General features: G+C 70.2%; 18 protein-coding genes and 1 pseudogene. 12 read left to right on the top strand and 7 right to left on the bottom strand.

Features of this window, described 5'->3' with window-relative positions; all coding sequences use genetic code 11:
- Positions 1-11: 11 nt before the first annotated feature.
- Positions 12-926 carry a hypothetical protein gene (locus tag IO33_RS0117585; RefSeq protein WP_031165809.1) on the top strand — a complete coding sequence of 305 codons (915 nt, stop codon included), beginning with the start codon at positions 12-14 and terminating at the stop codon, positions 924-926.
- On the opposite strand, the gene IO33_RS0117590 is transcribed toward IO33_RS0117585, so the two are convergent.
- Complete coding sequence (locus IO33_RS0117590) at positions 923-1,387, bottom strand: DUF3093 domain-containing protein (protein ID WP_031165816.1); 465 nt, start codon at positions 1,385-1,387, stop codon at positions 923-925. The two genes, IO33_RS0117585 and IO33_RS0117590, sit on opposite strands and share 4 nt — an antisense overlap.
- Positions 1,388-1,498: 111 nt before the next feature.
- Here IO33_RS0117590 and IO33_RS0117595 point away from each other — a divergent pair, with 111 nt between their 5' ends.
- The 7 genes from IO33_RS0117595 to IO33_RS0117625 all read left to right on the top strand — a co-directional run bounded on the left by IO33_RS0117595 (position 1,499) and on the right by IO33_RS0117625 (position 8,156).
- Positions 1,499-2,083 (top strand): PaaI family thioesterase, encoded by a 585-nt coding sequence (locus IO33_RS0117595; protein WP_031165818.1) that lies wholly within the window; start codon positions 1,499-1,501, stop codon positions 2,081-2,083.
- Positions 2,080-2,631 carry a dUTP diphosphatase gene (dut, locus tag IO33_RS0117600; RefSeq protein ID WP_031165820.1) on the top strand — a complete coding sequence of 184 codons (552 nt, stop codon included), beginning with the start codon at positions 2,080-2,082 and terminating at the stop codon, positions 2,629-2,631. Before IO33_RS0117595 ends, dut begins: the two co-directional genes overlap by 4 nt.
- A gap of 1 nt (position 2,632) precedes the next feature.
- Positions 2,633-3,397, top strand: a complete 765-nt coding sequence (locus tag IO33_RS0117605; RefSeq protein ID WP_031165821.1) for a DUF3710 domain-containing protein — start codon at positions 2,633-2,635, stop codon at positions 3,395-3,397.
- Between the two features lie 278 nt (positions 3,398-3,675).
- The gene (locus tag IO33_RS0117610; RefSeq protein WP_031165822.1) at positions 3,676-6,231 is read left to right on the top strand and encodes a sensor histidine kinase; all 2,556 of its coding nucleotides are present in this window, start codon (positions 3,676-3,678) and stop codon (positions 6,229-6,231) included.
- On the top strand, positions 6,228-6,917 hold the full coding sequence (locus IO33_RS0117615) for a response regulator (protein ID WP_031165825.1): 690 nt from the start codon (positions 6,228-6,230) through the stop codon (positions 6,915-6,917). The genes IO33_RS0117610 and IO33_RS0117615 overlap by 4 nt, the downstream gene beginning before the upstream one ends.
- 60 nt (positions 6,918-6,977) lie before the next feature.
- Positions 6,978-7,376 carry an OB-fold nucleic acid binding domain-containing protein gene (locus IO33_RS0117620; protein WP_076095565.1) on the top strand — a complete coding sequence of 133 codons (399 nt, stop codon included), beginning with the start codon at positions 6,978-6,980 and terminating at the stop codon, positions 7,374-7,376.
- 3 nt (positions 7,377-7,379) lie between these two features.
- A complete protein-coding gene (locus tag IO33_RS0117625) occupies positions 7,380-8,156 on the top strand; it encodes a DUF3159 domain-containing protein (RefSeq protein WP_031165827.1) in 777 nt (258 codons plus the stop codon).
- Positions 8,157-8,216: 60 nt separating this feature from the next.
- Here IO33_RS0117625 and IO33_RS0117630 read toward each other — a convergent pair whose 3' ends face one another.
- The 3 genes from IO33_RS0117630 to IO33_RS50455 form a co-directional block, all read right to left on the bottom strand.
- Positions 8,217-8,888, bottom strand: a complete 672-nt coding sequence (locus tag IO33_RS0117630; RefSeq protein WP_031165828.1) for a potassium channel family protein — start codon at positions 8,886-8,888, stop codon at positions 8,217-8,219.
- Entirely contained in the window at positions 8,888-9,559 is a 672-nt protein-coding gene (locus IO33_RS0117635) for a potassium channel family protein (RefSeq protein WP_031165829.1), read from the bottom strand. The genes IO33_RS0117630 and IO33_RS0117635 overlap by 1 nt, the downstream gene beginning before the upstream one ends.
- A gap of 162 nt (positions 9,560-9,721) precedes the next feature.
- Positions 9,722-9,886, bottom strand: coding sequence for a hypothetical protein (locus IO33_RS50455; RefSeq protein ID WP_157857871.1), 165 nt, complete (start codon positions 9,884-9,886; stop codon positions 9,722-9,724).
- Between the two features lie 161 nt (positions 9,887-10,047).
- Here IO33_RS50455 and IO33_RS0117645 point away from each other — a divergent pair, with 161 nt between their 5' ends.
- Both IO33_RS0117645 and IO33_RS0117650 read left to right on the top strand, forming a co-directional pair.
- Positions 10,048-12,099, top strand: a complete 2,052-nt coding sequence (locus IO33_RS0117645) for an APC family permease (RefSeq protein WP_031165830.1) — start codon at positions 10,048-10,050, stop codon at positions 12,097-12,099.
- 100 nt (positions 12,100-12,199) lie between these two features.
- A complete protein-coding gene (locus tag IO33_RS0117650; RefSeq protein WP_031165832.1) occupies positions 12,200-13,528 on the top strand; it encodes a class I SAM-dependent RNA methyltransferase in 1,329 nt (442 codons plus the stop codon).
- A gap of 314 nt (positions 13,529-13,842) precedes the next feature.
- Here the strand turns inward: IO33_RS0117650 and IO33_RS0117655 are convergent, their stop codons facing one another.
- The gene (locus tag IO33_RS0117655; protein WP_031165833.1) at positions 13,843-14,961 is read right to left on the bottom strand and encodes a fatty acid desaturase family protein; all 1,119 of its coding nucleotides are present in this window, start codon (positions 14,959-14,961) and stop codon (positions 13,843-13,845) included.
- 7 nt (positions 14,962-14,968) lie between these two features.
- Positions 14,969-15,979: a ferredoxin reductase gene (locus IO33_RS0117660; protein WP_037685616.1), complete on the bottom strand. Its 1,011-nt coding sequence runs from the start codon at positions 15,977-15,979 to the stop codon at positions 14,969-14,971.
- 132 nt (positions 15,980-16,111) lie between these two features.
- Here IO33_RS0117660 and IO33_RS0117665 point away from each other — a divergent pair, with 132 nt between their 5' ends.
- Positions 16,112-17,251 (top strand): PucR family transcriptional regulator, encoded by a 1,140-nt coding sequence (locus IO33_RS0117665; protein ID WP_031165837.1) that lies wholly within the window; start codon positions 16,112-16,114, stop codon positions 17,249-17,251.
- A gap of 713 nt (positions 17,252-17,964) precedes the next feature.
- Here IO33_RS0117665 and IO33_RS0117670 read toward each other — a convergent pair.
- Complete coding sequence (locus IO33_RS0117670; RefSeq protein WP_031165839.1) at positions 17,965-19,398, bottom strand: endo-1,4-beta-xylanase; 1,434 nt, start codon at positions 19,396-19,398, stop codon at positions 17,965-17,967.
- 883 nt (positions 19,399-20,281) lie between these two features.
- Between IO33_RS0117670 and IO33_RS44275 the strand changes: the two are divergent.
- Positions 20,282-21,243, top strand: a pseudogene (locus tag IO33_RS44275) (non-reducing end alpha-L-arabinofuranosidase family hydrolase); the annotation flags it as partial.

Consider the following 21,243-nt stretch of genomic DNA (forward strand, 5'->3'; position numbering starts at 1 on the left):
GCGGGTCGGCCGTGACCGGCTCGACCCCTCCACGGAAGCGCCGCTTCTCCCTGGGAAAGGCGGACGAAGGGCCGTCCGACGGCCCGCACGGCGCGCGTGACGACGAGCGGGGCTCACCAGGAGTGGTGGCCCCGCTCGAACCGGCGACCGACCGGGCGGACCACCCGGCGCCGGTGCGGCATCCCGCGCCCGTCGCCAGGCGACGGGCCGCGGCGATGCGTGACAAGGCCCGGGACATGGCCCGGGAAGGGGCCCGCAGGGGCGGCAGCCGCGCTCGCGCGGGCCTGGCCTACCTCGCGGACCGGATCATCGAGATCGCCCCGCGTGTCCCCGTACGCGACCTCGCGACCCTGCGCCGGCAGTTCCCGGGTGCCGGGCCCGAAGAACTCGCCGACAAGCTCGTGGCGGGCGCGGCGGCCGGCACCTCGACGATCGGGGCAGGGATCGGAGCGGCGGCCATGCTGCCGGTGCCCCCTGCCATGCCGACCGAACTGGCCGCGGAGATCACCGGGGTCGCCGCGATCGAACTGAAGCTCATCGCCGAACTGCACGAGGTCTACGGCGTACGCCCGCCGGGGAACCTCAAGACCCGCAGCACCGCGTATCTGTCCTCCTGGTCGGGGGAGCGCGGGATCGACGTGATGAAGCCGTCGAGCTACGACGCGGCCCTCGGCGGCCGCATGAAGCGCGAACTGCGCCAGCAGATCATGAAGCGGATGGTCCGCGACCTGCCCAACCTCATGCCGTTCATGGTCGGTGCCGCGGTCGGCGCGGTCATGAACCGCAGGGACACCAGGAGGCTCGCCGCCCGTATCCGGGCCGACCTGCGCACGGTCCAGGTCCCGTGGGAGGAACTGCCGGAGCTTCCCCCGCTGGAGGAGCCGGAGCAGCCGCTGAGACTCGGCGACCTCCCGGAAGAGCTCTAGGCGTTCGCCGTACGGGCCGCCTCGATCGCCGCCGCCAGCTTCTCCGGCTCCCGCGTCGACAGGTACAGGTACGGCGTCGGGTCCTCCGGGTCCGTGACCTCCACGCGCAGAGCCGTCGGGACGTAGGCGCGCAGCAGCAGGAAGGCACGTGTGTCGGCCTTGTACGTCCGCCAGGCCCGGGCCTCCTCCGCGTCCAGCACCTCCGACTCACCCAGCGCCGACACCGGGATCTTCGCCTCGCCCGCGATCAGCGAGTCGCCCACCACGCGGATGCGCGGGGAGCCGTACGCGCTGGCGACCACGGCCGCCGCCGCCGTACCGCCGACCAGGCCGCCGAGCAGCGGCAGGGTGCCGAAGGGGAGCAGGATCAGGGCGAACGAGACGCCCACGAGGAAGCTGATCAGCCACCACGAGCGGGGGGTGGTGAGACGTTCTTCGTACGGGGTGGCGGAGGGCTGCATGGAGCCAAGCTTGGCACGGGATCCGCACCGGCCCGGAATCAGGGCGGCCGGCGCGAAGCGCTGTCAGGCGGGGCGGTGGGGGGTGACGGACGGCGGGTAAGGTCTGCGGCTGTGAGTGGTAGTTCCGTAAGCCTTCAGCCTCCCGCCGACGCGGTGAAACCGGTACGGCACCCCGACGCGCCCGCGCCCGGGGAACTCCTCGGCGCCCACTACGAACACTGTTTCGGTTGTGGTCCCGGGCAGCCGCACGGCCTGCACCTGGAGGCCCGCGCGGGCGAGGGTGTCTCGCTGACCGCCGAGTTCACCGTCCAGCCCGCCCACCAGGGCGCCCCCGGCCTCGCCCATGGCGGAGTGCTGGCCACGGCCCTGGACGAGACCCTCGGCTCGCTGAACTGGCTGCTGCGGACCATCGCCGTCACCGGGCGGCTGGAGACCGACTTCGCACGGCCCGTCCCGGTGGGCACCACGCTGTACCTGGAGGCCGAGGTCACGGCCGTCGCCGGGCGGAAGATCTACTCCACCGCCACCGGACGCCTCGGCGGCCCCGACGGGCCCGTCGCCGTCCGCGCGGACGCCCTCTTCATCGAGGTCAAGGTCGACCACTTCATCGACCACGGCCGCGAGGAGGAGATCCAGGCCGCCATGAGCGACCCGGACCAGGTCCGGCGCGCCCGCGCCTTCGAGGTGAACCCGTGAGCCGTGGCCCCCTGGATGTGCTGCTCCGGCGCATCGACCCCGACGTACCGCTTCCGGCGTACGAGCACCCCGGGGACGCCGGAGCCGATCTGCGCACCACCGAGCCGTGCGAGCTGGCCCCGGGGGAGCGGGCGGTGCTGCCCACAGGGGTGTCGATCGCCCTGCCCGAGGGGTACGCGGCCTTCGTGCATCCCCGCTCCGGCCTCGCCGCACGCTGCGGTGTCGCCCTCGTGAATGCCCCGGGGACGGTTGATGCCGGGTACCGTGGGGAGATCAAGGTGATCGTGGTGAATCTCGATCCGCGCGACAGCGTGCGGTTCGAGCGCTTCGACCGGATTGCCCAACTGGTCGTCCAGCAGGTCGAGAGGGTCCGCTTCCAGGAGGTCGCGGAACTTCCCGGCTCGGCGCGGGCCGAAGGGGGCTTCGGGTCCACCGGTGGCCATGCCGCGGTGGGCGACGAGAGCGGCACAAGCGGTCAGGCCGCCGATGGCGGTCCGACGGGTGGGAATCGATACGCTTCGGTCGTATCCGACCGGGAAGGACAGTGACGTGTTCGGACGTCGCAACAAGAAGGGTGCCGCCGAGGATGCGGCCGGCGAGGCCGAGCAGGTCGTCGACAGCGTCGACACCGAGGCGGACGAGGAAGCGGAGGCCGAGCGCGAGCGCGTCCGGCTGGAACCGGGACCGCGGCCCGACGGGCCGTGGGACAGCAGCGAGGTACGCGACCCGGGCGAGGGCCGCGTGGACCTCGGCGGGCTGTTCATCCCGGGCGTCGAGGGCATGGAGCTGCGGGTCGAGGTCGCCGGTGACGCGATCGTCGCCGCGACCGTCGTGCTGCGCGACAGCGCCATCCAGCTCCAGGCCTTCGCCGCCCCCAAGCGCGAGGGCATCTGGGGCGAGGTCCGCGAGGAGATCGCGGGCGGCATCACCCAGCAGGGTGGCATCGTCGACGAGGTCGAGGGCCCGCTGGGGTGGGAGCTGCGGGCGCAGGTGCCGGTGCAGCTGCCGGACGGCACGGGTGGTTTCCAGGTCGTGCGGTTCGTCGGTGTGGACGGTCCGCGGTGGTTCCTGCGCGGTGTGATCTCCGGGCAGGGGGCCGTGCAGCCGCAGGCCGCCGGCCTGCTGGAGCAGATCTTCCGGGACGCGGTCGTGGTGCGCGGTGAGGGGCCGATGGCGCCCCGCGACCCGATCGTCCTCAAGCTCCCCAACGACGCGCAGATGGTGCCCGAGGGCGTCCAGCAGGAGGAGTCCTCGCGTTTCTCCGGTGGGATGGGCCAGCTGCAGCGCGGGCCGGAGATCACGGAAGTCCGCTAGGCGCTCCGCCGGGTTCAGCAGGGATGTACGGGCCGTGCCTCTGAGAGGTGCGGCCCGTTTGTGCGGACTCGCGCCGTGGGGCGGTTCTCCTTGGGCCGACCGGGTGCTGGAACTGCGTGACGGCGAAGTCGCCGAGCACTGAGCCGTCCCGGTGCCCGGCCTGCTCATCAGGGTTGCGTCAAAGTTGTCCGGCGCCCGCCCCCGCGTCCCGTTTGCCGTGATTGTTGGCCGTAAGGTCGACGCTGCGTAGGCAGCAGTCACGGGAAGACAATGGGGCCATGGCACGCGGCAAGCTTCGGATCTACCTCGGCGCGGCACCGGGCGTGGGCAAGACGTACGCCATGCTCGCCGAGGCGCACCGCCGAGTGGAGCGGGGCACCGACTGTGTCGTGGCCTTCGTCGAGCACCACGAGCGGCCGCGCACCGAGGTGATGCTGCACGGCCTGGAGCAGGTGCCGCGCAAGCGGCTGGAGTACCGGGACACCACCTTCGGCGAGATGGACGTCGACGCCGTGCTGCGCCGGGCGCCCGCCGTGGCCCTGGTCGACGAACTCGCCCACACCAACATCCCCGGATCCCGCAACGCCAAGCGCTGGCAGGACGTCGAGGCACTGCTCGCCGCCGGGATCGACGTGATCTCCACCGTCAACATCCAGCACCTGGAATCACTCGGCGACGTCGTGGAGTCGATCACCGGGGTGCGCCAGCGCGAGACCGTCCCGGACGAGGTGGTACGGCGCGCCGACCAGATCGAGCTGGTCGACATGTCCCCGCAGGCCCTGCGCCGCCGGATGGCCCACGGCAACATCTACCAGCCCGACAAGGTCGACGCGGCGCTCTCGAACTACTTCCGTCCCGGCAACCTCACCGCCCTGCGCGAGCTGGCGCTGCTGTGGGTGGCCGACCGGGTCGACGAGTACCTGAACGCCTACCGCAGCGAACACCGGGTCTCCAAGATCTGGGGTTCGCGGGAGCGGATCGTGGTCGGCCTGACCGGCGGCCCCGAGGGACGCACCCTGATCCGCCGGGCCGCGCGGCTCGCCGAGAAGGGCGCCGGCGGTGAGGTGCTCGCCGTCTACATAGCCCGCAGCGACGGGCTGACCTCGGCCTCCCCCAAGGAGCTGGCCGTCCAGCGCACCCTCGTGGAGGACCTGGGCGGCACCTTCCACCACGTGGTCGGAGACGACATACCGGCCGCCCTGCTGGCCTTCGCGCGCGGTGTCAACGCCACCCAGATCGTGCTGGGTTCCTCGCGCCGCAAGGCCTGGCAGTACGTCTTCGGGCCCGGCGTCGGTGCGACGGTCGCCCGGGACTCCGGCCCCGACCTCGACGTCCACATCGTCACCCACGAGGAGGCCGCCAAGGGCCGCGGACTGCCCGTGGCCCGGGGCGGACGGCTCGGGCGGGCCCGGATCATCTGGGGCTGGGCGGTGGGCCTGGTGGGCCCCGCGGTCCTCGCGGTGCTGCTGAACACCGTCGACCTCGGCCTCGCCAACGACATGCTGCTGTTCCTCGCGGTCACCGTCGCGGCGGCGCTGCTCGGCGGCCTGCTGCCCGCCCTGGCCTCGGCGGCCTTCGGCTCGCTGCTGCTGAACTACTTCTACACCCCGCCGCTGCACCGGCTGACCATCGCCGACCCCAAGAACATGGTCGCCATCGCGATCTTCTTCGGCGTCGGCATGTCGGTCGCCTCGGTGGTCGACCTCGCCGCCCGGCGCACCCACCAGGCCGCCCGGCTGCGCGCCGAGTCGGAGATCCTCTCCTTCCTCGCCGGGAACGTGCTGCGCGGCGAGACGAGGCTGGAGGAACTGCTGGAGCGGGTCCGGGAGACCTTCGCGATGGAGTCGGCCGCGCTGCTGGAACGGGCGAGCGACGTCGAACCGTGGACGTGCGCAGGGCGCGCCGGATTCGGGCGCTCGCTGGAGCGGCCCGAGGACGCCGACGTCGACATGCCCGTCGGCGACCACATGGCGCTCGCGCTCACCGGCCGCGTGCTGCCCGCCGAGGACCGCCGGGTGCTGGCCGCCTTCGCCGCGCAGGCCGCCGTCGCGCTGGACCGCCGGCGCCTGCAGGAGGAGGCCGACCAGGCCCGCACGCTCGCCGAGGGCAACCGCATCCGCACCGCCCTGCTGGCCGCCGTCAGCCACGACCTGCGCACCCCGCTGGCCGGCATCAAGGCCGCCGTCTCCTCGCTGCGTTCGGACGACGTGGCCTGGTCCGAGGAGGACCAGGCGGAGCTGCTGCAGGGCATCGAGGAGGGCGCCGACCGGCTCGACCACCTCGTCGGCAACCTGCTCGACATGTCCCGCCTGCAGACCGGTACGGTCACCCCGCTGATCCGCGAGATCGACGTGGACGAGGTCGTCCCGATGGCCCTGGGCGGCGTACCGGAGGACAGCGTCGAGCTGGACGTGCCCGAGACCCTGCCGATGGTCGAGGTCGACCCCGGACTGCTGGAGCGGTCCGTGGCCAACCTGGTCGAGAACGCCGTCAAGTACAGCCCCCGCGGGCGGCCCGTGCTGGTCTCCGCGAGCGCCATCGCCGACCGGGTCGAGGTGCGGGTGGTGGACCGCGGGCCGGGCGTGCCGGACGAGGCCAAGGACCGGATCTTCGAACCCTTCCAGCGCTACGGTGACGCCCCGCGCGGCGCCGGCGTCGGCCTCGGTCTCGCGGTCGCCCGGGGCTTCGCGGAGGCCATGGGCGGCACCCTCAACGCCGAGGACACGCCGGGCGGGGGACTCACCATGGTCCTGAGCCTGCGGGCGGCAGGATCGGCTCCCGAGGCCCCCGATGCGGGCTGGGACATTGCGGAACCAGAAAGGCAGACCCTATGACGACCCGGGTGCTCGTGGTCGACGACGAGCCGCAGATCGTGCGCGCCCTCGTGATCAACCTCAAGGCACGCAAGTACGAGGTCGACGCGGCCCCCGACGGCCGTACCGCCCTCGAACTCGCCGCGTCCCGGCACCCCGACGTGGTCGTGCTGGACCTGGGCCTGCCGGACATGGACGGCGTCGAGGTGATCAAGGGCCTGCGCGGCTGGACCCGCGTGCCGATCCTGGTCCTGTCCGCCCGGCACTCCTCCGACGAGAAGGTCGAGGCGCTGGACGCGGGCGCCGACGACTACGTCACCAAGCCCTTCGGCATGGACGAGCTGCTGGCCCGGCTGCGGGCCGCCGTGCGCCGGGCCGAGCCGGTTGGGCCCGGCGAGGACGACCTGACGACGGTGGAGACCGAGGGCTTCACCGTCGACCTGGCCGCCAAGAAGGTCAACCGCGCCGGAAAGGACGTCCGGCTCACCCCGACCGAGTGGCACCTGCTGGAGGTGCTGGTCCGCAACACCGGGCGCCTGGTCAGCCAGAAGCAGCTGCTGCAGGAGGTGTGGGGGCCGTCGTACGGGACCGAGACCAACTACCTGCGCGTCTACATGGCCCAACTGCGCCGCAAGCTGGAGACCGACCCCTCGCACCCCCGGCACTTCATCACGGAGCCGGGGATGGGATACCGGTTCGAGAAGTGAGCCGGGCCGCGAAGTGAGCTGGGCTACGGCGGCGTCGGTGGGCCCCGGTACGCTTCAGGTATGAGTGCTGTTCCTCGTTCCGAAAAGCCGGCCGGCCGGTTCCGGCGCATGCTCGACCGGCTCTCCTCGTCGCAGGAGGACCTGGAGTCCGAGGAGCTGCGCGAAGACGCCGAGACGGCGGGCTGTACGAAGATCGGTGACTGCCATGACCGGCAGATCGTCACCGTAACTGGTACCTTGCGCACGGTCACCTTGCGACCTCGCGCCGGGGTCCCGGCCCTGGAGGCCGAGCTGTTCGACGGCTCCGCCGCGCTGGACGTGGTGTGGCTCGGCAGGCGTTCCATCGTGGGCATAGAACCGGGGCGCAAGCTGATCGCATCGGGCCGGATCTCGATGAGCCGGGGCCGCCGGGTGCTGTTCAACCCGAAGTACGAACTGCGACCCCTCGGACGGGAGTAGCCGGTGACGTCCCTCGACAAGCCGACCGAAAGCACCGACCAGACTCCGCCAGACCCGGCCGGCGACGCCCGCGCGGTGACCGAGGCCGCGCTGTTCGAGGCGTTCGGCGGTGTCCGCGGCATGGTCGAGACGGTCGTGCCGGGCCTGCTCTTCGTGGCGATCTTCACGATCGACAAGGACCTGCACGTGTCGGCGATCGCGGCGCTGATCGTCTCCCTGGTCCTGGTCGTGGTCCGGCTCGCCATGAAGGACACCGTCAAGCACGCCTTCAGCGGTGTGTTCGGCGTGGCCTTCGGCGTGGTCTTCGCGATGTTCACCGGCAACGCCAAGGACTTCTACCTCCCCGGCATGCTCTACACGCTGGGCCTGGCGCTGGCGTACATCTTCACGACCCTCGCTGGGGTGCCCCTGATCGGCCTCATCCTCGGCCCGGTCTTCAAGGAGAACCTCTCCTGGCGCACCCGCAACCCCGGCCGCAAGAAGGCCTACGCGAAGGCCAGTTGGGCCTGGGGCCTGATCCTGCTCGCCAAGTGCGCGATCCTCTTCCCGCTGTACTGGTGGTCGGACACGACCAGGCTCGGCTGGGTCCTGGTCGCCCTGAAGATCCCGCCGTTCCTGCTGGCGGTCTGGCTGACCTGGGTCTTCCTGGCCAAGGCGCCCGCGCCGATCGACGTCTTCGCCGAGATGGAGGCCGAGGAGAAGGCCGAGAAGGAACGCGAGGCCGCGCTGACCGCCGAGGGGGGCGAACCCTCGGGCGGGCGGCACCGCCGGGAGGCGTAGACAGCCCCCGTACGACGAAAAGGGCGCCCTCGCGGTCGAGGGCGCCCTTCTTCGTGCCGGTCAGCCTTCTTCCCGCCGCACCGACAGCAGCTCCTCCAACTGCTCCTCGCGGGCCTGGGCGGCCACGAAGAGGAGTTCGTCGCCCGGTTCCAGGGAGTCCTCCTTGGTCGGGGTCAGGACGCGGGTGCCGCGGATGATCGTGACCAGGGAGGTGTCCTCGGGCCACTCCACATCGCCGACCTGGGTGCCGGACAGGGCCGACTCCTCGGGCAGGGTCAGCTCGACGAGGTTGGCGTCACCGTGGCTGAAACGCAGCAGGCGGACCAGGTCACCGACGCTCACCGCCTCCTCGACCAGGGCGGACATCAGGCGCGGGGTGGAGACGGCCACGTCCACGCCCCAGGCCTCGTTGAAGAGCCACTCGTTCTTCGGGTTGTTGACGCGGGCGACGACGCGCGGGACGCCGTACTCCGTCTTGGCGAGCAGCGACACGACCAGGTTGACCTTGTCGTCGCCGGTCGCGGCGATGACGACGTTGCAGCGCTGCAGCGCCGCCTCGTCCAGGGACGTGATCTCGCAGGCGTCGGCCAGCAGCCACTCCGCCTGGGGCACCCGCTCCACCGAGATGGCGGTCGGGGCCTTGTCGATCAGCAGGACCTCGTGGCCGTTCTCCAGCAGCTCGCCCGCGATCGAGCGGCCGACGGCACCGGCTCCGGCAATGGCGACCCTCATCAGTGACCGCTCTCCTCTTCCGGGCCCTGGGCGAACGCCGCCTCGACCTTCTCGACGTCGTCCGCCCGCATCATCACGTGCACGAGGTCGCCCTCCTGCAGCACCGTCTGCGAGGTCGGCAGGATCGCCTCGCCCAGGCGGGTCAGGAACGCCACGCGGACGCCCGTCTCCTCCTGCAGCTTGCTGATCTTGTGGCCGACCCAGTGAGCGGAGGCGTGCACCTCGGCGAGCTGGACGCCGCCGGTGGGGTCGCGCCACAGCGGCTCGGCGCCGGAGGGCAGCAGCCGGCGCAGCATCTGGTCGGCGGTCCAGCGGACCGTGGCCACGGTGGGGATGCCCAGGCGCTGGTAGACCTCCGCGCGGCGGGGGTCGTAGATACGGGCGGCCACGTTCTCCACGCCGAACATCTCGCGGGCCACGCGCGCCGAGATGATGTTGGAGTTGTCACCGCTGGAGACGGCCGCGAAGGCGCCGGCCTCCTCGATGCCCGCCTCGCGCAGCGTGTCCTGGTCGAAGCCGACCCCGGTGACCCGGCGACCGCCGAATCCGGGGCCCAGCCGGCGGAAGGCGGTGGGGTCCTGGTCGATCACGGCGACCGTGTGGCCCTGTTGCTCCAGGGTCTGGGCAAGAGCGGAACCCACTCTTCCGCAGCCCATGATGACGATGTGCACGACCGTCCTTCCCGTGTCCAAAAGTTACTGCTCAGCATCAGGGTCTCAGACCGACGCCCAAAGCTACACACGGGCGCCAGGGGGTGGGCACCCCCGTGCGCCGGTTCGCCGTGATCACGGTCCGTGATCAAGGTCCGCGATCACGCGCCTCACGTCGCGGCGTCAGCGGTCCGCGTCGGCGATCACGCCCGAGCAGCGCCAGCGCTCGGCGTCCGCGATCACCGGGGGCGGGCGCCGGCGAGTGATGCTGCGCACGCTGCACAGGGTCAGGATTCCGAGGCCGAGGATCGTGAGGGTCGCCCCGACGAGCTCCGCGGTGGCGGGCATAGGACCTCCGAAGTGCGATGACAGGCGGGGTTTGCCATCTAGGCACGGGGAGCGCACGGACCGCGGAATCCGCAGTTCAGCGCGCCCCTGATTTCACTCGTGAGGCAGAACCAGGATGCCGGGTGGGCGGTTGCCTGTTCGAAGGCCTACCATCCTCTGTCGTGTCCAAACTGACCGACGTGCCCAAACGGATTCTGATCGGGCGCGCACTGCGCAGTGACCGGCTGGGCGAAACGCTCCTGCCGAAGCGCATCGCACTCCCCGTCTTCGCCTCCGACCCGCTGTCCTCCGTCGCCTACGCGCCGGGGGAGGTCCTGCTGGTCCTGTCCATCGCGGGTGTGTCGGCGTACCACTTCAGCCCGTGGATCGCCGTCGCGGTCGTCGTGCTGATGTTCACGGTCGTCGCCTCCTACCGCCAGAACGTGCACGCCTACCCGAGCGGCGGCGGTGACTACGAGGTGGCCACCACCAACCTCGGTCCCCGAGCCGGCCTCACCGTGGCCAGCGCGCTGCTCGTCGACTACGTCCTGACCGTCGCCGTCTCCATCGCCTCCGGCATCGAGAACCTCGGCTCCGCGATCCCCTTCGTGGTCCAGCACAAGGTGCTGTGCGCGGTCGCCGTGATCGTCCTGCTGACGCTGATGAACCTGCGCGGCGTGAAGGAGTCCGGCAAGCTCTTCGCGATCCCGACGTACGTGTTCGTCGGCGGCGTCTTCATCATGATCGCGTGGGGCGCGTTCCGCGGCCTGATCCTCGGCGACACCATGCACGCGCCGACGGCCGACTACCACATCAAGGCCGAGCACCAGGGCCTCGCGGGCTTCGCGCTCGTCTTCCTCCTGCTGCGCGCCTTCTCCTCCGGCTGTGCCGCGCTCACCGGCGTGGAGGCGATCTCCAACGGCGTCCCGGCCTTCCGCAAGCCCAAGTCGAAGAACGCGGCGACCACGCTCGCGATGATGGGCCTGCTGGCCGTCACCATGTTCTGCGGCATCATCGCCCTCGCCATGTCGACCAAGGTCCGCATGGCCGAGAACCCCGCCACCGACCTGCTCCACAACGGCCACCCGCTCGGCTCCGGCTACGTCCAGAACCCGGTGATCTCCCAGGTCGCCGAGGCGGTGTTCGGCAAGGGCAGCTTCCTGTTCATCGTCCTGGCGGCCGCCACCGCGCTGGTCCTCTTCCTGGCGGCGAACACGGCGTACAACGGCTTCCCGCTGCTCGGCTCGATCCTCGCCCAGGACCGCTACCTGCCGCGCCAGCTGCACACCCGCGGCGACCGCCTCGCCTTCTCCAACGGCATCGTGCTGCTCGCGGGCGCCGCGATGCTGCTGACCGTCATCTACGGCGCCGACTCCACGCGGCTGATCCAGCTCTACATCGTCGGCGTGTTCGTATCCTTCACGCTCAGCCAGACCGGCATGGTCCGGCACTGGAACCGCCATCTGGCGGCCGAGCAGGACCAGGCCAAGCGCCGCCACATGGTGCGCTCCCGCGCGATCAACGCGTTCGGCGCCTTCTTCACCGGCCTGGTGCTCGTCGTCGTCCTGGTCACCAAGTTCACGCACGGCGCCTGGGTCGCCCTGCTGGGCATGTGCATCTTCTACGCGACGATGACCGCGATCCGGAAGCACTACGACCGCGTCGCCGAGGAGATCTCCGCCCCCGAGGAGCCGGACGACGACATGGTCCGCCCGTCCCGCGTCCACTCGGTCGTGCTGATCTCGAAGATCCACCGCCCCACCCTGCGCGCCCTGGCCTACGCCAAGCTGATGCGCTCGGACACCCTGGAGGCGCTGACCGTCAACGTCGACCCGGCCGAGACCAAGGCGCTGCGCGAGGAGTGGGAGCGGCGCGGCATCGACGTACCGCTGAAGGTCCTGGACTCGCCGTACCGCGAGGTCACCCGGCCGGTCATCGAGTACGTCAAGGGCCTGCGCAAGGAGTCCCCGCGCGACGCGGTCTCCGTGATCATCCCCGAGTACGTGGTCGGCCACTGGTACGAGCACCTGCTGCACAACCAGAGCGCCCTGCGCCTGAAGGGCCGCCTGCTCTTCACGCCCGGCGTGATGGTCACCTCCGTGCCCTACCAGCTGGCGTCCTCCGAGGCGGCCAAGGTGCGCGCCCGCAGGCGCCAGGAGTGGAGCGCACCGGGTGCCGTACGACGGGGTCCGGCGGGGGAGCGGCCCAAGGAGCCGTCGGCGGCCAAGGACTGATCCCGGCGCACGGCCTGTGGTGAACGGCCGGACGACAGCCACGTAGACTGGTGGGCTGTTGTCCGGCCGTTTCCCGTTTCCGATCTGGAGTCACCCCGCCATGCAGGCAGAACCGAAGAAGTCGCTGGTCGGGGAGGAGTACGAGGTCGAGATCGGCCCCGTCGCCCATGGCGGCCACTGCATCGCCCGCACGGCCGAGGGCCAGGTGCTGTTCGTGCGGCACGCGCTGCCGGGCGAGCGGGTGGTGGCGCGGGTGACCGAGGGCGAGGAGGGAGCCCGCTTCCTGCGCGCGGACGCCGTACGGATCCTGGACGCCTCCAAGGACCGCGTCGAGGCCCCCTGCCCCTTCGCCGGCCCCGGCCGCTGCGGCGGCTGCGACTGGCAGCACGCCAAGCCCGGCGCCCAGCGCCGCCTCAAGGGCGAGGTGATCGCCGAACAGCTCAAGCGGCTCGCGGGCCTCACGCCCGAGGAGGCCGGCTGGGACGGCACGGTGATGCCGGCCGAGGGCGACAAGCTGCCCGCGGGCCAGGTCCCGCAGTGGCGCACGCGCGTCCAGTACGCCGTGAACGCCGAGGGCCACGCAGGCCTGCGCCGCCACCGCTCGCACGAGGTCGAACGCATCGACCACTGCATGATCGCGGCGGAGGGCGTCAGCGAGCTGGGCATCGAGCGGCGGGACTGGACCGGCATGGAGTCGGTCGAGGCGATCGCCGCGACCGGCTCGCAGGACCGCCAGGTGATCCTGACCCCGCGCCCCGGCGGCCGCCTCCCGCTGGTGGAACTGGACAAGCCGGTCTCCGTCCTCCGCGTCGACGAGAAGTCCGGCGGAATCCACCGGGTCCACGGACGCCCCTTCGTCCGTGAGCGCGCGGACGGCCGCACCCACCGCGTCGCGGGCGGCGGCTTCTGGCAGGTCCACCCGAAGGCGGCCGACACCCTCGTGACGGCCGTCATGCAGGGCCTGCTGCCCCGCAAGGGCGAAACGGCCCTGGACCTCTACTGCGGCGTCGGCCTGTTCGCCGGCGCCCTGGCCGACCGCCTCGGCGAGAAGGGCGCGGTCCTCGGTATCGAGTCCGGCAAGCGGGCGGTGGAGGACGCACGGCACAACCTCGCCGGCTTCCCGCGGGTCCGCATCGAACAGGGCAAGGTCGAGTCGGTCCTGCCGCGCACGGGCATCACGGAGGTCGACCTGATCGTCCTGGACCCGCCCCGCGCCGGAGCCGGCCGCACGACGGTCGCCCACCTCGCCTCCCTGGCCGCCCGCCGCATCGCCTACGTCGCCTGCGACCCCGCCGCGCTGGCCCGAGACCTGGCGTACTTCCGCGAGGGCGGGTACCGGGTGCGGACGCTGCGGGCGTTCGATCTGTTTCCGATGACGCATCACGTGGAGTGCGTGGCTATTCTCGAGCCCGCCCACAAGGGCTCCTGACCTGCTCTTTTACGGATCAGCTCGGTCTTGGCGGGTTGGGCCGACCTGTTTGCGTGGGTGCAGGGGGTGGAGCACGCCGCATGCCGTACGACCGCCTCTGACCTGCTGTTCCGGTCATCGCCGGGAAGACGGGCTCCTGCCTGCCTTCAAGACGGGTTGCCGGGCAAGGACGTGGTGCGGCTCGGGCGGCGCCACCGGCATCGGTGCCGCCCGTCCGCAAGCCTTATGTGTCTTTCTTGCTTATTGACCAAGGCCGCCGGGGAACGTCTGACGGGACATCTGTGCGGAGCCGTGGGACGACGAAGCGCCGGGAATCAGGCCGCGACGAGTTCCTGCTCGCGGTCCGGCGTTCTGACCTCGGGCTTCGTGTTCGGCAGCGAGAGCCGGAAGACCTTGCGCCACGCGGAGAACACCTGCTTGGGCAGCGGTCCGGTGACGTACTCCAGCTCGTACTTCTCGAACAGCGCGCGCACCTTCACCGCGACCTCGGCGTACCGGTTGCTCGGCAGGTCCGGGAACAGGTGGTGCTCGATCTGGTGCGACAGGTTGCCGGTCATGAAGTGCATGGCCCTGCTGCCGCTGATGTTCGCCGAACCCATCATCTGGCGCAGGTACCACTGGCCGCGCGTCTCGTCCTTGATCGACCGGCGCTCGAAGACCTGTACGCCCTCGGGGAAGTGCCCGCACATGATCACCGAGTGGGACCAGATGTTGCGGACCAGGTTCGCGGTGAACGTGGCGGCGAGCGTGGGGAGGAACGACGGACCCGACAGCAGCGGGTGGAGCACGTAGTCCTTGAGCACCTGCTTGCGGATCTTGCGGCCCACGGCCTTGGCCCGCGCGCGGAACTCCGGGTTCTTGCGGCGGCGCTTGTGCAGGTTCTTGCCGAGCTCCAGGTCGTACGCTGCGATGCCGTACTCGAAGAAGCAGGCGTTGATGAAGTTCCACAGCGGCTGTCCGAGGTGGAAGGGGTGCCACTTCTGGTCCTCGTCGACGCGCATGATGCCGTAGCCGAGATCGTTGTCCTTGCCGATCACGTTGGTGTACGTGTGGTGCAGCTCGTTGTGCGAGTGCTTCCACTGGTCGGCCGGTGAGACGTGATCCCACTCCCAGGTGGTGGAGTGGATCTTCGGGTCCCGCATCCAGTCCCACTGGCCGTGCAGGACGTTGTGGCCGATCTCCATGTTGTCCATGATCTTCGCCACGGACAGACCGGCGGTGCCGAGCAGCCATACGGGCGGGAAGATCGAGAACAGCAGCACGCCCCTGCTGACCAGCTCGAGCTTGCGCTGCGCCGAGATGACCTTACGGATGTAGGCGGCGTCCTTCTCGCCGCGGCCGGCGATCACCTCGTCGCGGATCGCGTCCAGCTCGCGGCCGAGTTCCTCGATCTGCTCTGCGGTCAGGTGGGCGGTGGGGTCGATGGCGGTCAAAGTGCTCCTACCGTTCGATGTCGCAGGGTCCCGCCGCGGCGGACACGCATGTCTGGATGAGGACGCCCGGTTCGGCCTCGGTGATCTCGCCGGTGCGCAGGTCGCGCACGGCGCCCGCCTTGAGCGGCGTGACGCAGCCGAAGCAGATGCCCATGCGGCACCCGGAGGGCATGAGCACGCCGGCCTCCTCGCCGATGTCCAGCAACGGCGTGGCGCCGTCCGCGTCGACGGTCCTGTCGGTGGCGCTGAACGTGACCTCGCCGCCGTCGCCGGCGACGAGGATGCCGGGGCGGAAGCGTTCGGTGTGCAGGCGTTCTTGTACGCCGTGCTCGGTCCAGTGGTGTTCGGCGGCGTCGAGCAGGCCCGCGGGTCCGCAAGCCCAGGTCTCGCGCTCGGCCCAGTCGGGCACGAGTTCGCCGAGACGGGCGACGTCGAGCTTGCCGTCCGTGGCGGTGTGCACCTCGGTGAGCCGAAGCTTCTTGGCCGCGACCAGGTCGTGCAGTTCGTTGCGGAAGATCACGTCTTGCGGCTGTGGTGCGCAGTGGACCATGGCGACGTCGTCGAACTCGGTGTCGCGCAGCATGGCCATCACGGGCGTGATGCCGCTTCCGGCCGTCAGGTAGAGCACCTTGGCGGGCTTGGCCTGCGGCAGCACGAAGTCTCCGGTCGGCTGGTCGAGCTGGATCAGCGTGCCCGGTTTCGCCCTGCGGACCAGGTGGTTGCTGACCTTGCCGTTCGGGATCGCCTTCACGGTGATCGTGACGCGGCCGTCCTGGCGGTTCGTCGGCGAGGTGAGGGAGTAGGCACGCCACAGGCGCACGCCGTCGACGTCGACCCCGATCCGCACGTACTGACCGGCTGTGTGGCCGCGCCAGCCCCGCCCCGGCCTGATCACGATGGTCGCGGCGGCACCCGTCTCGGGGTGCACGGCCTCGATGCGCCCACGCAGGTCAGCGCCCGCACGCAGTGGGCTGACCAGGTCGAGGTAGTCCGACGGCAGCAGCGGCGTCGTGACCATCTCCAGCAGTTTCCACGCCCTGCTGCGGAGGGCTGCACTCGTCATGACTCCAGCTTGCTGCGTCTCAAGGCGTAAAGTCCTGACCGCAGGACGTAAATCTGGTCGGCTGAATTGTTCGCAGGGAACAAAGACGTGAGCCATGCAATCCGGAGGGCCAGCGAACTGGCCCTGGATGAGACGACGGTCACCGCACTGAGGGCCGCGCTGAAGACCACCGCCGACGAGGTCGTCCAGGCGATCATCGACGAGGTCCCCTCCTACGCCAACGCTCTGTCGGGCCACATGGGCGCCACCATCCGCCGAGCCGTCCGCACCGCCCTGGGGCACTACCTGGACCTCGCGAGCGGGAACGCCACGGGCGGCGACGCCGGTGACGCAGCCTACGAGCTGGGCCGCGGCGAGGTGCGCGACGGCCGTTCGATGGACGCCCTGCTCAGCGCCTACCGCGTCGGCGCCCGCGTGGCCTGGCGATGCCTGGCAGCGGGTGCCGTACCCGCAGGTTTGCCCGCCGCCGAGGTGGCCAAGTTCGCCGAGCTGACCTTCGCCTACATCGACGAGCTCTCCGCCGCGAGCGCCGCGGGCCACGCCGACGAACTGGCCGCCCGGGGCAGGGCCCACGAGCGCCACCTGGAACACCTGGCCCGCGACCTCCTCGCCGGCGCGAGCCCGGACGTGTTGCTGGCCTCTGCTCAACGGGCCGGGTGGCAGCCTCCGGTTTCGGTGACCGCGGTCCTGCTGCCCGCCGCCCAGGCCCGGCCTGCCTACCGGGCGCTCGACCCGGGCACCCTCGTGCTCGACGATCTGCCGGACGCCACCGGTGTGCTGCTCGTCCCCGATGCCGACCGATCACATCTCTTGCGGCAGATGACCGACCGCACCGCAGTGGTCGGCCCGACCCGGCCATGGACTCGTGCGTCCGCCTCGTACGCACGAGCCGTACGCGCGCGCTCCCTCTCCTCTGATATTCGCGACACCGAGGATCACCTGCCCGAGCTGGTGCTGAGCGCCGACGTGGACGCGTTGGCAGACCTGCGTGCCCGAGCCCTCGCACCGTTGCACACCTTGCCTGTCGCGACCGCACGGCGGCTGGAGGAGACGTTGCGGGCGTGGCTGCTGCACCAGGGCAGGCGGGACGAGGTGGCGGCAGCGTTGTTCGTCCATCCCCAGACAGTCCGGTACCGGATGTCGCAGCTGCGGGAGCTGTTTCCGGACCTCGCATCGCCACACCGGGTCCTTGAACTGACGCTGGCGGTCGGTCTTCGGGTCAGCTGACGCGTACTTCGACCGTCCACGAACTCCCGGCGGATGCCGGCACCATGCGCGGGGTCAACCGCGAGCACCGCGTCCCCGTGTTCGGCCTGGGGCGGCTCTCGTGCCTCGGTGTCAGGGGGCGAGCGCGGTCGGCGCCGAGTACGTCAGCGACTCGACCACGGTGAGACCCGGAGGCATCAGCAGACCGCAGACGAGAAGCGTCCGCGGGGCCGCGCCCGACCGTGGACCCGCTCCAGCGGCAATCCGACGCTCTCTTCTCAGCCTTGGGAGTCCGCTCGCCGCCGGCGTCTGCCGGACGCGCGAGCCGGAAGTACTTCGGACCCCGCACGGCAGTCGATCACCTCGTGGCACACGGACCGTCCGCTTTCGTCGGCCGGAGCGCATCCGCACTGTCGAGAAGAACGACGACCGAGGCGCATTGCTCCGGCTGTTCCGCAGCGCGTCGCGGTGGAGGAACGGCCAAGGCCGCGACGCTCGTTTGACGCTCCGGTCGCGTCAGAGCCCGTTCCTGATGCAGGAAAATGCCGCTCCACCTGTGCTTTTCTCCAACTCCGCCGCGGCGGGCGCCGGACGCACTGCGGCGAGCATCCCGATCGCGTGGTCGCCGCCACCACGGCGGCGACCCGGGACCGTCAGCGATGTCCTTGCGGAGGAGCGGGGAAGCCGCACCGTGGGCTGTCACGGCTTCCCTCCTTCGTTTGTGGCAGGCCCCCTCAGGCACGGGTCCAGCGTTGGTTGTTGCCGTTCGAGCAGGAGTAGAGCTGGATGAGGGTGCCATTGGCGGTGCCGCCCGAGACGGCGTCGAGGCAGAGGCCGGACTGGACGCCGACGATGGACCCGTCGGAGTTGAGGCGCCATTTCTGGTTGTCGCCGCCCCAGCAGCTGTAGATCTGGACTTTGGAACCGTTGCCTGTGCCGGCGGCGTCAAGGCATTTGTTGCCGTAGACCCTGAGCTCGCCGGCGTCGGTGTACGTCCACTGCTGGTTGGTGCCGCTGTGGCAGTCCCACAGCTGGAGCTGTGTGCCGTCGGTGGTGCCGGCTCCGGGCACGTCCAGGCAACGGCCCGAACCGACGCCCTTGATCTGTCCGCCATCCGCAGGGGGCGTCGTGGAGCCGCCGCCGTTGAGTGCGTTGAGGACGGCGGTGTAGGCAGGCTTCTTGCTGCCGTCGCCGTTGAACAGCAGCGGCGTGTCCCCCGATCGCCAGGAGTCGGTGTCGCGCACACCCCAGACGGTGATGCCGAGGCAGCGCGGGACGGCCAGGCAGTCGTTGGTCACGTTGGCGTAGGTCGAGGCCGAGGCGCCCTGTATGTCGAGTTCGGTGATGGCCACATCGACGCCGAGGGCGGCGAAATTCTGCAGGGTGGTGCGGAAGTTGCTGGTGTAGGGGCTGCCGCTGTTGAAGTGCGACTGGAACCCGACGCAGTCGATCGGCACGCCGCGCTGCTTGAAGTCCCGGACCATGGCGTACACGGCCTGGGTCTTGGCCCAGGTCCAGTTCTCGATGTTGTAGTCGTTGTAGCAGAGCTTGGCCGCCGGGTCGGCGGCGCGCGCGGTGCGGAAGGCGACCTCGATCCAGTCGTTGCCCGTGCGTTGCAGGTTGGAGTCCCGCCGACCTCCCGAATTGCCGTCGGCGAAGGCCTCGTTCACGACGTCCCACTGGGCGATCTTGCCCTTGTAGTGGCCCATGACGCCGTTGATGTGGTCGATCATCGCCTGGCGCAGTGAGCTGCCGCTGAGGCTCTGCATCCAGCCGGGCTGCTGGGCGTACCAGGCCAGTGTGTGGCCACGCACCCGCTTGCCGTTCTGCACCGCCCAGTTGTAGACGCGGTCGCCGGCGCTGAAGTTGAACTGGCCCCGCTGTGGTTCGGTGGCGTCGATCTTCATCTCGTTCTCGGCCGTCACCATGTTGAACTCACGGCTTGCGATCGTCGTGTACGCCGAGTCGCCCAGCCTGCCGGAGGCGATGGCGGTGCCGAAGTAGCGGCCGCTCTGTGCCGCCGCGGCGCCGAGCGTGTTCTCGGCGGCGTGTGCGGTCGGCGGTGCGGCCAGTGCGGTGACCGCACCCAGGACGCCGACGACCAGCGCCAGCAGCAGGCCGCGGATCTTCCGGCGGATAACGGATCTGGGAAGGGCGTACGAGCCCATGACTGTGCCTCCGAGGTAGAAATCGCGGTAGAAATCGCTGATCGACTGAAGCGCAGGGGATTGCGTCGTCCGGCCCCGTCCGGCAGACGGACAGGGCAGGCCGGAGCCCGGGCGGGACGGAATCACCGGACCCCGCGCAGTCATTGGGACCGGTCGGGGTGGCGCAGGTGATGTGGTGCGCGGGTCTGCCGTGCAGCTGGTCGCTGATCTGCCGTGGAGCATGGATTGTCCAGGCCGAGACAGCCCGGAATCTCGAACCAGGGCCGGTTTCTCAGACAGAGATGATTGAGGCGTGACCGTAGATCGTCAATACTCTCCGCCGAAGAAATTTCCGATTGGCGTACGAAACTTTCGGTCACCGGCTAAGCGGACGGCGGCCCCGGTGCTGCCCGTCGGCGGCGTGCGGAAATTTCGGTGTGTCACGGACGTTGGAGGCAGGGGCGACCGAGTGTCTGCACCGTCCGCACCTCGCTCCGTTCCGGGGTCAAGTCGCTTGCGAGCCAGCCATTTGACGGTGTGGCGTGCGCTGGTCGGCGCGTGGTGGTGCGAATGTTTCGGCGTTTGAGCCGATGCATGCGAGAGGTATTGACGGCGTTCACCGGTTCTCTATCATCGGGTTGCTCGATGCTTCGACCTTTGTTCGATATGGCGAACATCCCGGGCCGCTCCATCGCGCAGTAGGGCCATGTCGGCCAGCACCGTCTGAAGTCGGAATCGCAAGGGCCATGCCGCATGCGTATGTCAGGGGTGCGTATGTCATGACCCCGCCAAATATTGCGGTCCGCCGTGGTGCCCGCGGACTGCGCACCGCACCACACCGACAGTCCGGCCAGCCTCTGACGAGGCCAACCGGAACCGCCTACCCAAGGTTGAGGAAGTATCCATGCACCGAGGAAGTTTCAGCCGCAGGCATCCGTCAGTGGTGCTCGCCGCCGTGGTTGCTGCCCTGGCCGCGTTGGCGGCGATGCTCGTCGCCGCCCCGGCTCAGGCGGCTTCCAGCGGCGCCTTGCGCGGTGTCGGTTCCGGCCGGTGTCTCGATGTGCCGGGCGCCAGCCAGACCGACGGCACATATCTGCAGATCTATGACTGCTGGGGCGGGACCAACCAGCAGTGGACGTTGACGGACAGCAACCAGCTCACCGTGTACGGCAACAAGTGCCTGGATGTTCCGGGCCACGCCACCACGGCCGGTACCCGGGTGCAGATCTGGACCTGCTCCGGCGGTGCGAACCAGCAGTGGCGGGTGAACCCCGACGGCACTGTCGTCGGCGTGGAGTCCGGGCTGTGCCTGGAGGTTACGGGCTCCGGTACGGCCAACGGCACAGCGGCGCAGATCTGGACGTGCAACGGGGGCAGCAACCAGAAGTGGACCGGCCTGTCCGGGACGACCCCGCCGGGGGACGGCACGTGTTCTCTGCCGTCGACGTACCGGTGGACGTCGACAGGTGCGCTGGCGAAGCCGGCGAACGGGTGGGTCTCGCTGAAGGACTCCACCACCGTGACGTACAACGGCAAGCACCTGGTCTACGCGTCGAACGTGTCGGGGTCGTCGTACGGCTCGATGATGTTCAAGCCCTTCACGAACTGGTCGGACATGGCGTCGGCCGGCCAGACCGGGATGAGCCAGTCCGCGGTGGCGCCCACGCTGTTCTACTTCGCGCCCAAGAAGATCTGGGTGCTGGCGTCCCAGTGGGGCGCGTCGCCCTTCGTCTAGCCGCTGTTCACCGGCAGCATCCCGGGCGCCGCCCCGATCGACCAGACCCTGATCGCCGACGACCAGAACATCTACCTGTTCTTCGCCGGTGACAACGGCAAGATCTACCGGGCGAGCATGCCGATCGGGAA

The sequence above is a fragment of the Streptomyces durhamensis genome, assembly GCF_000725475.1.
GTDB classification, from domain to species: domain Bacteria; phylum Actinomycetota; class Actinomycetes; order Streptomycetales; family Streptomycetaceae; genus Streptomyces; species Streptomyces filipinensis.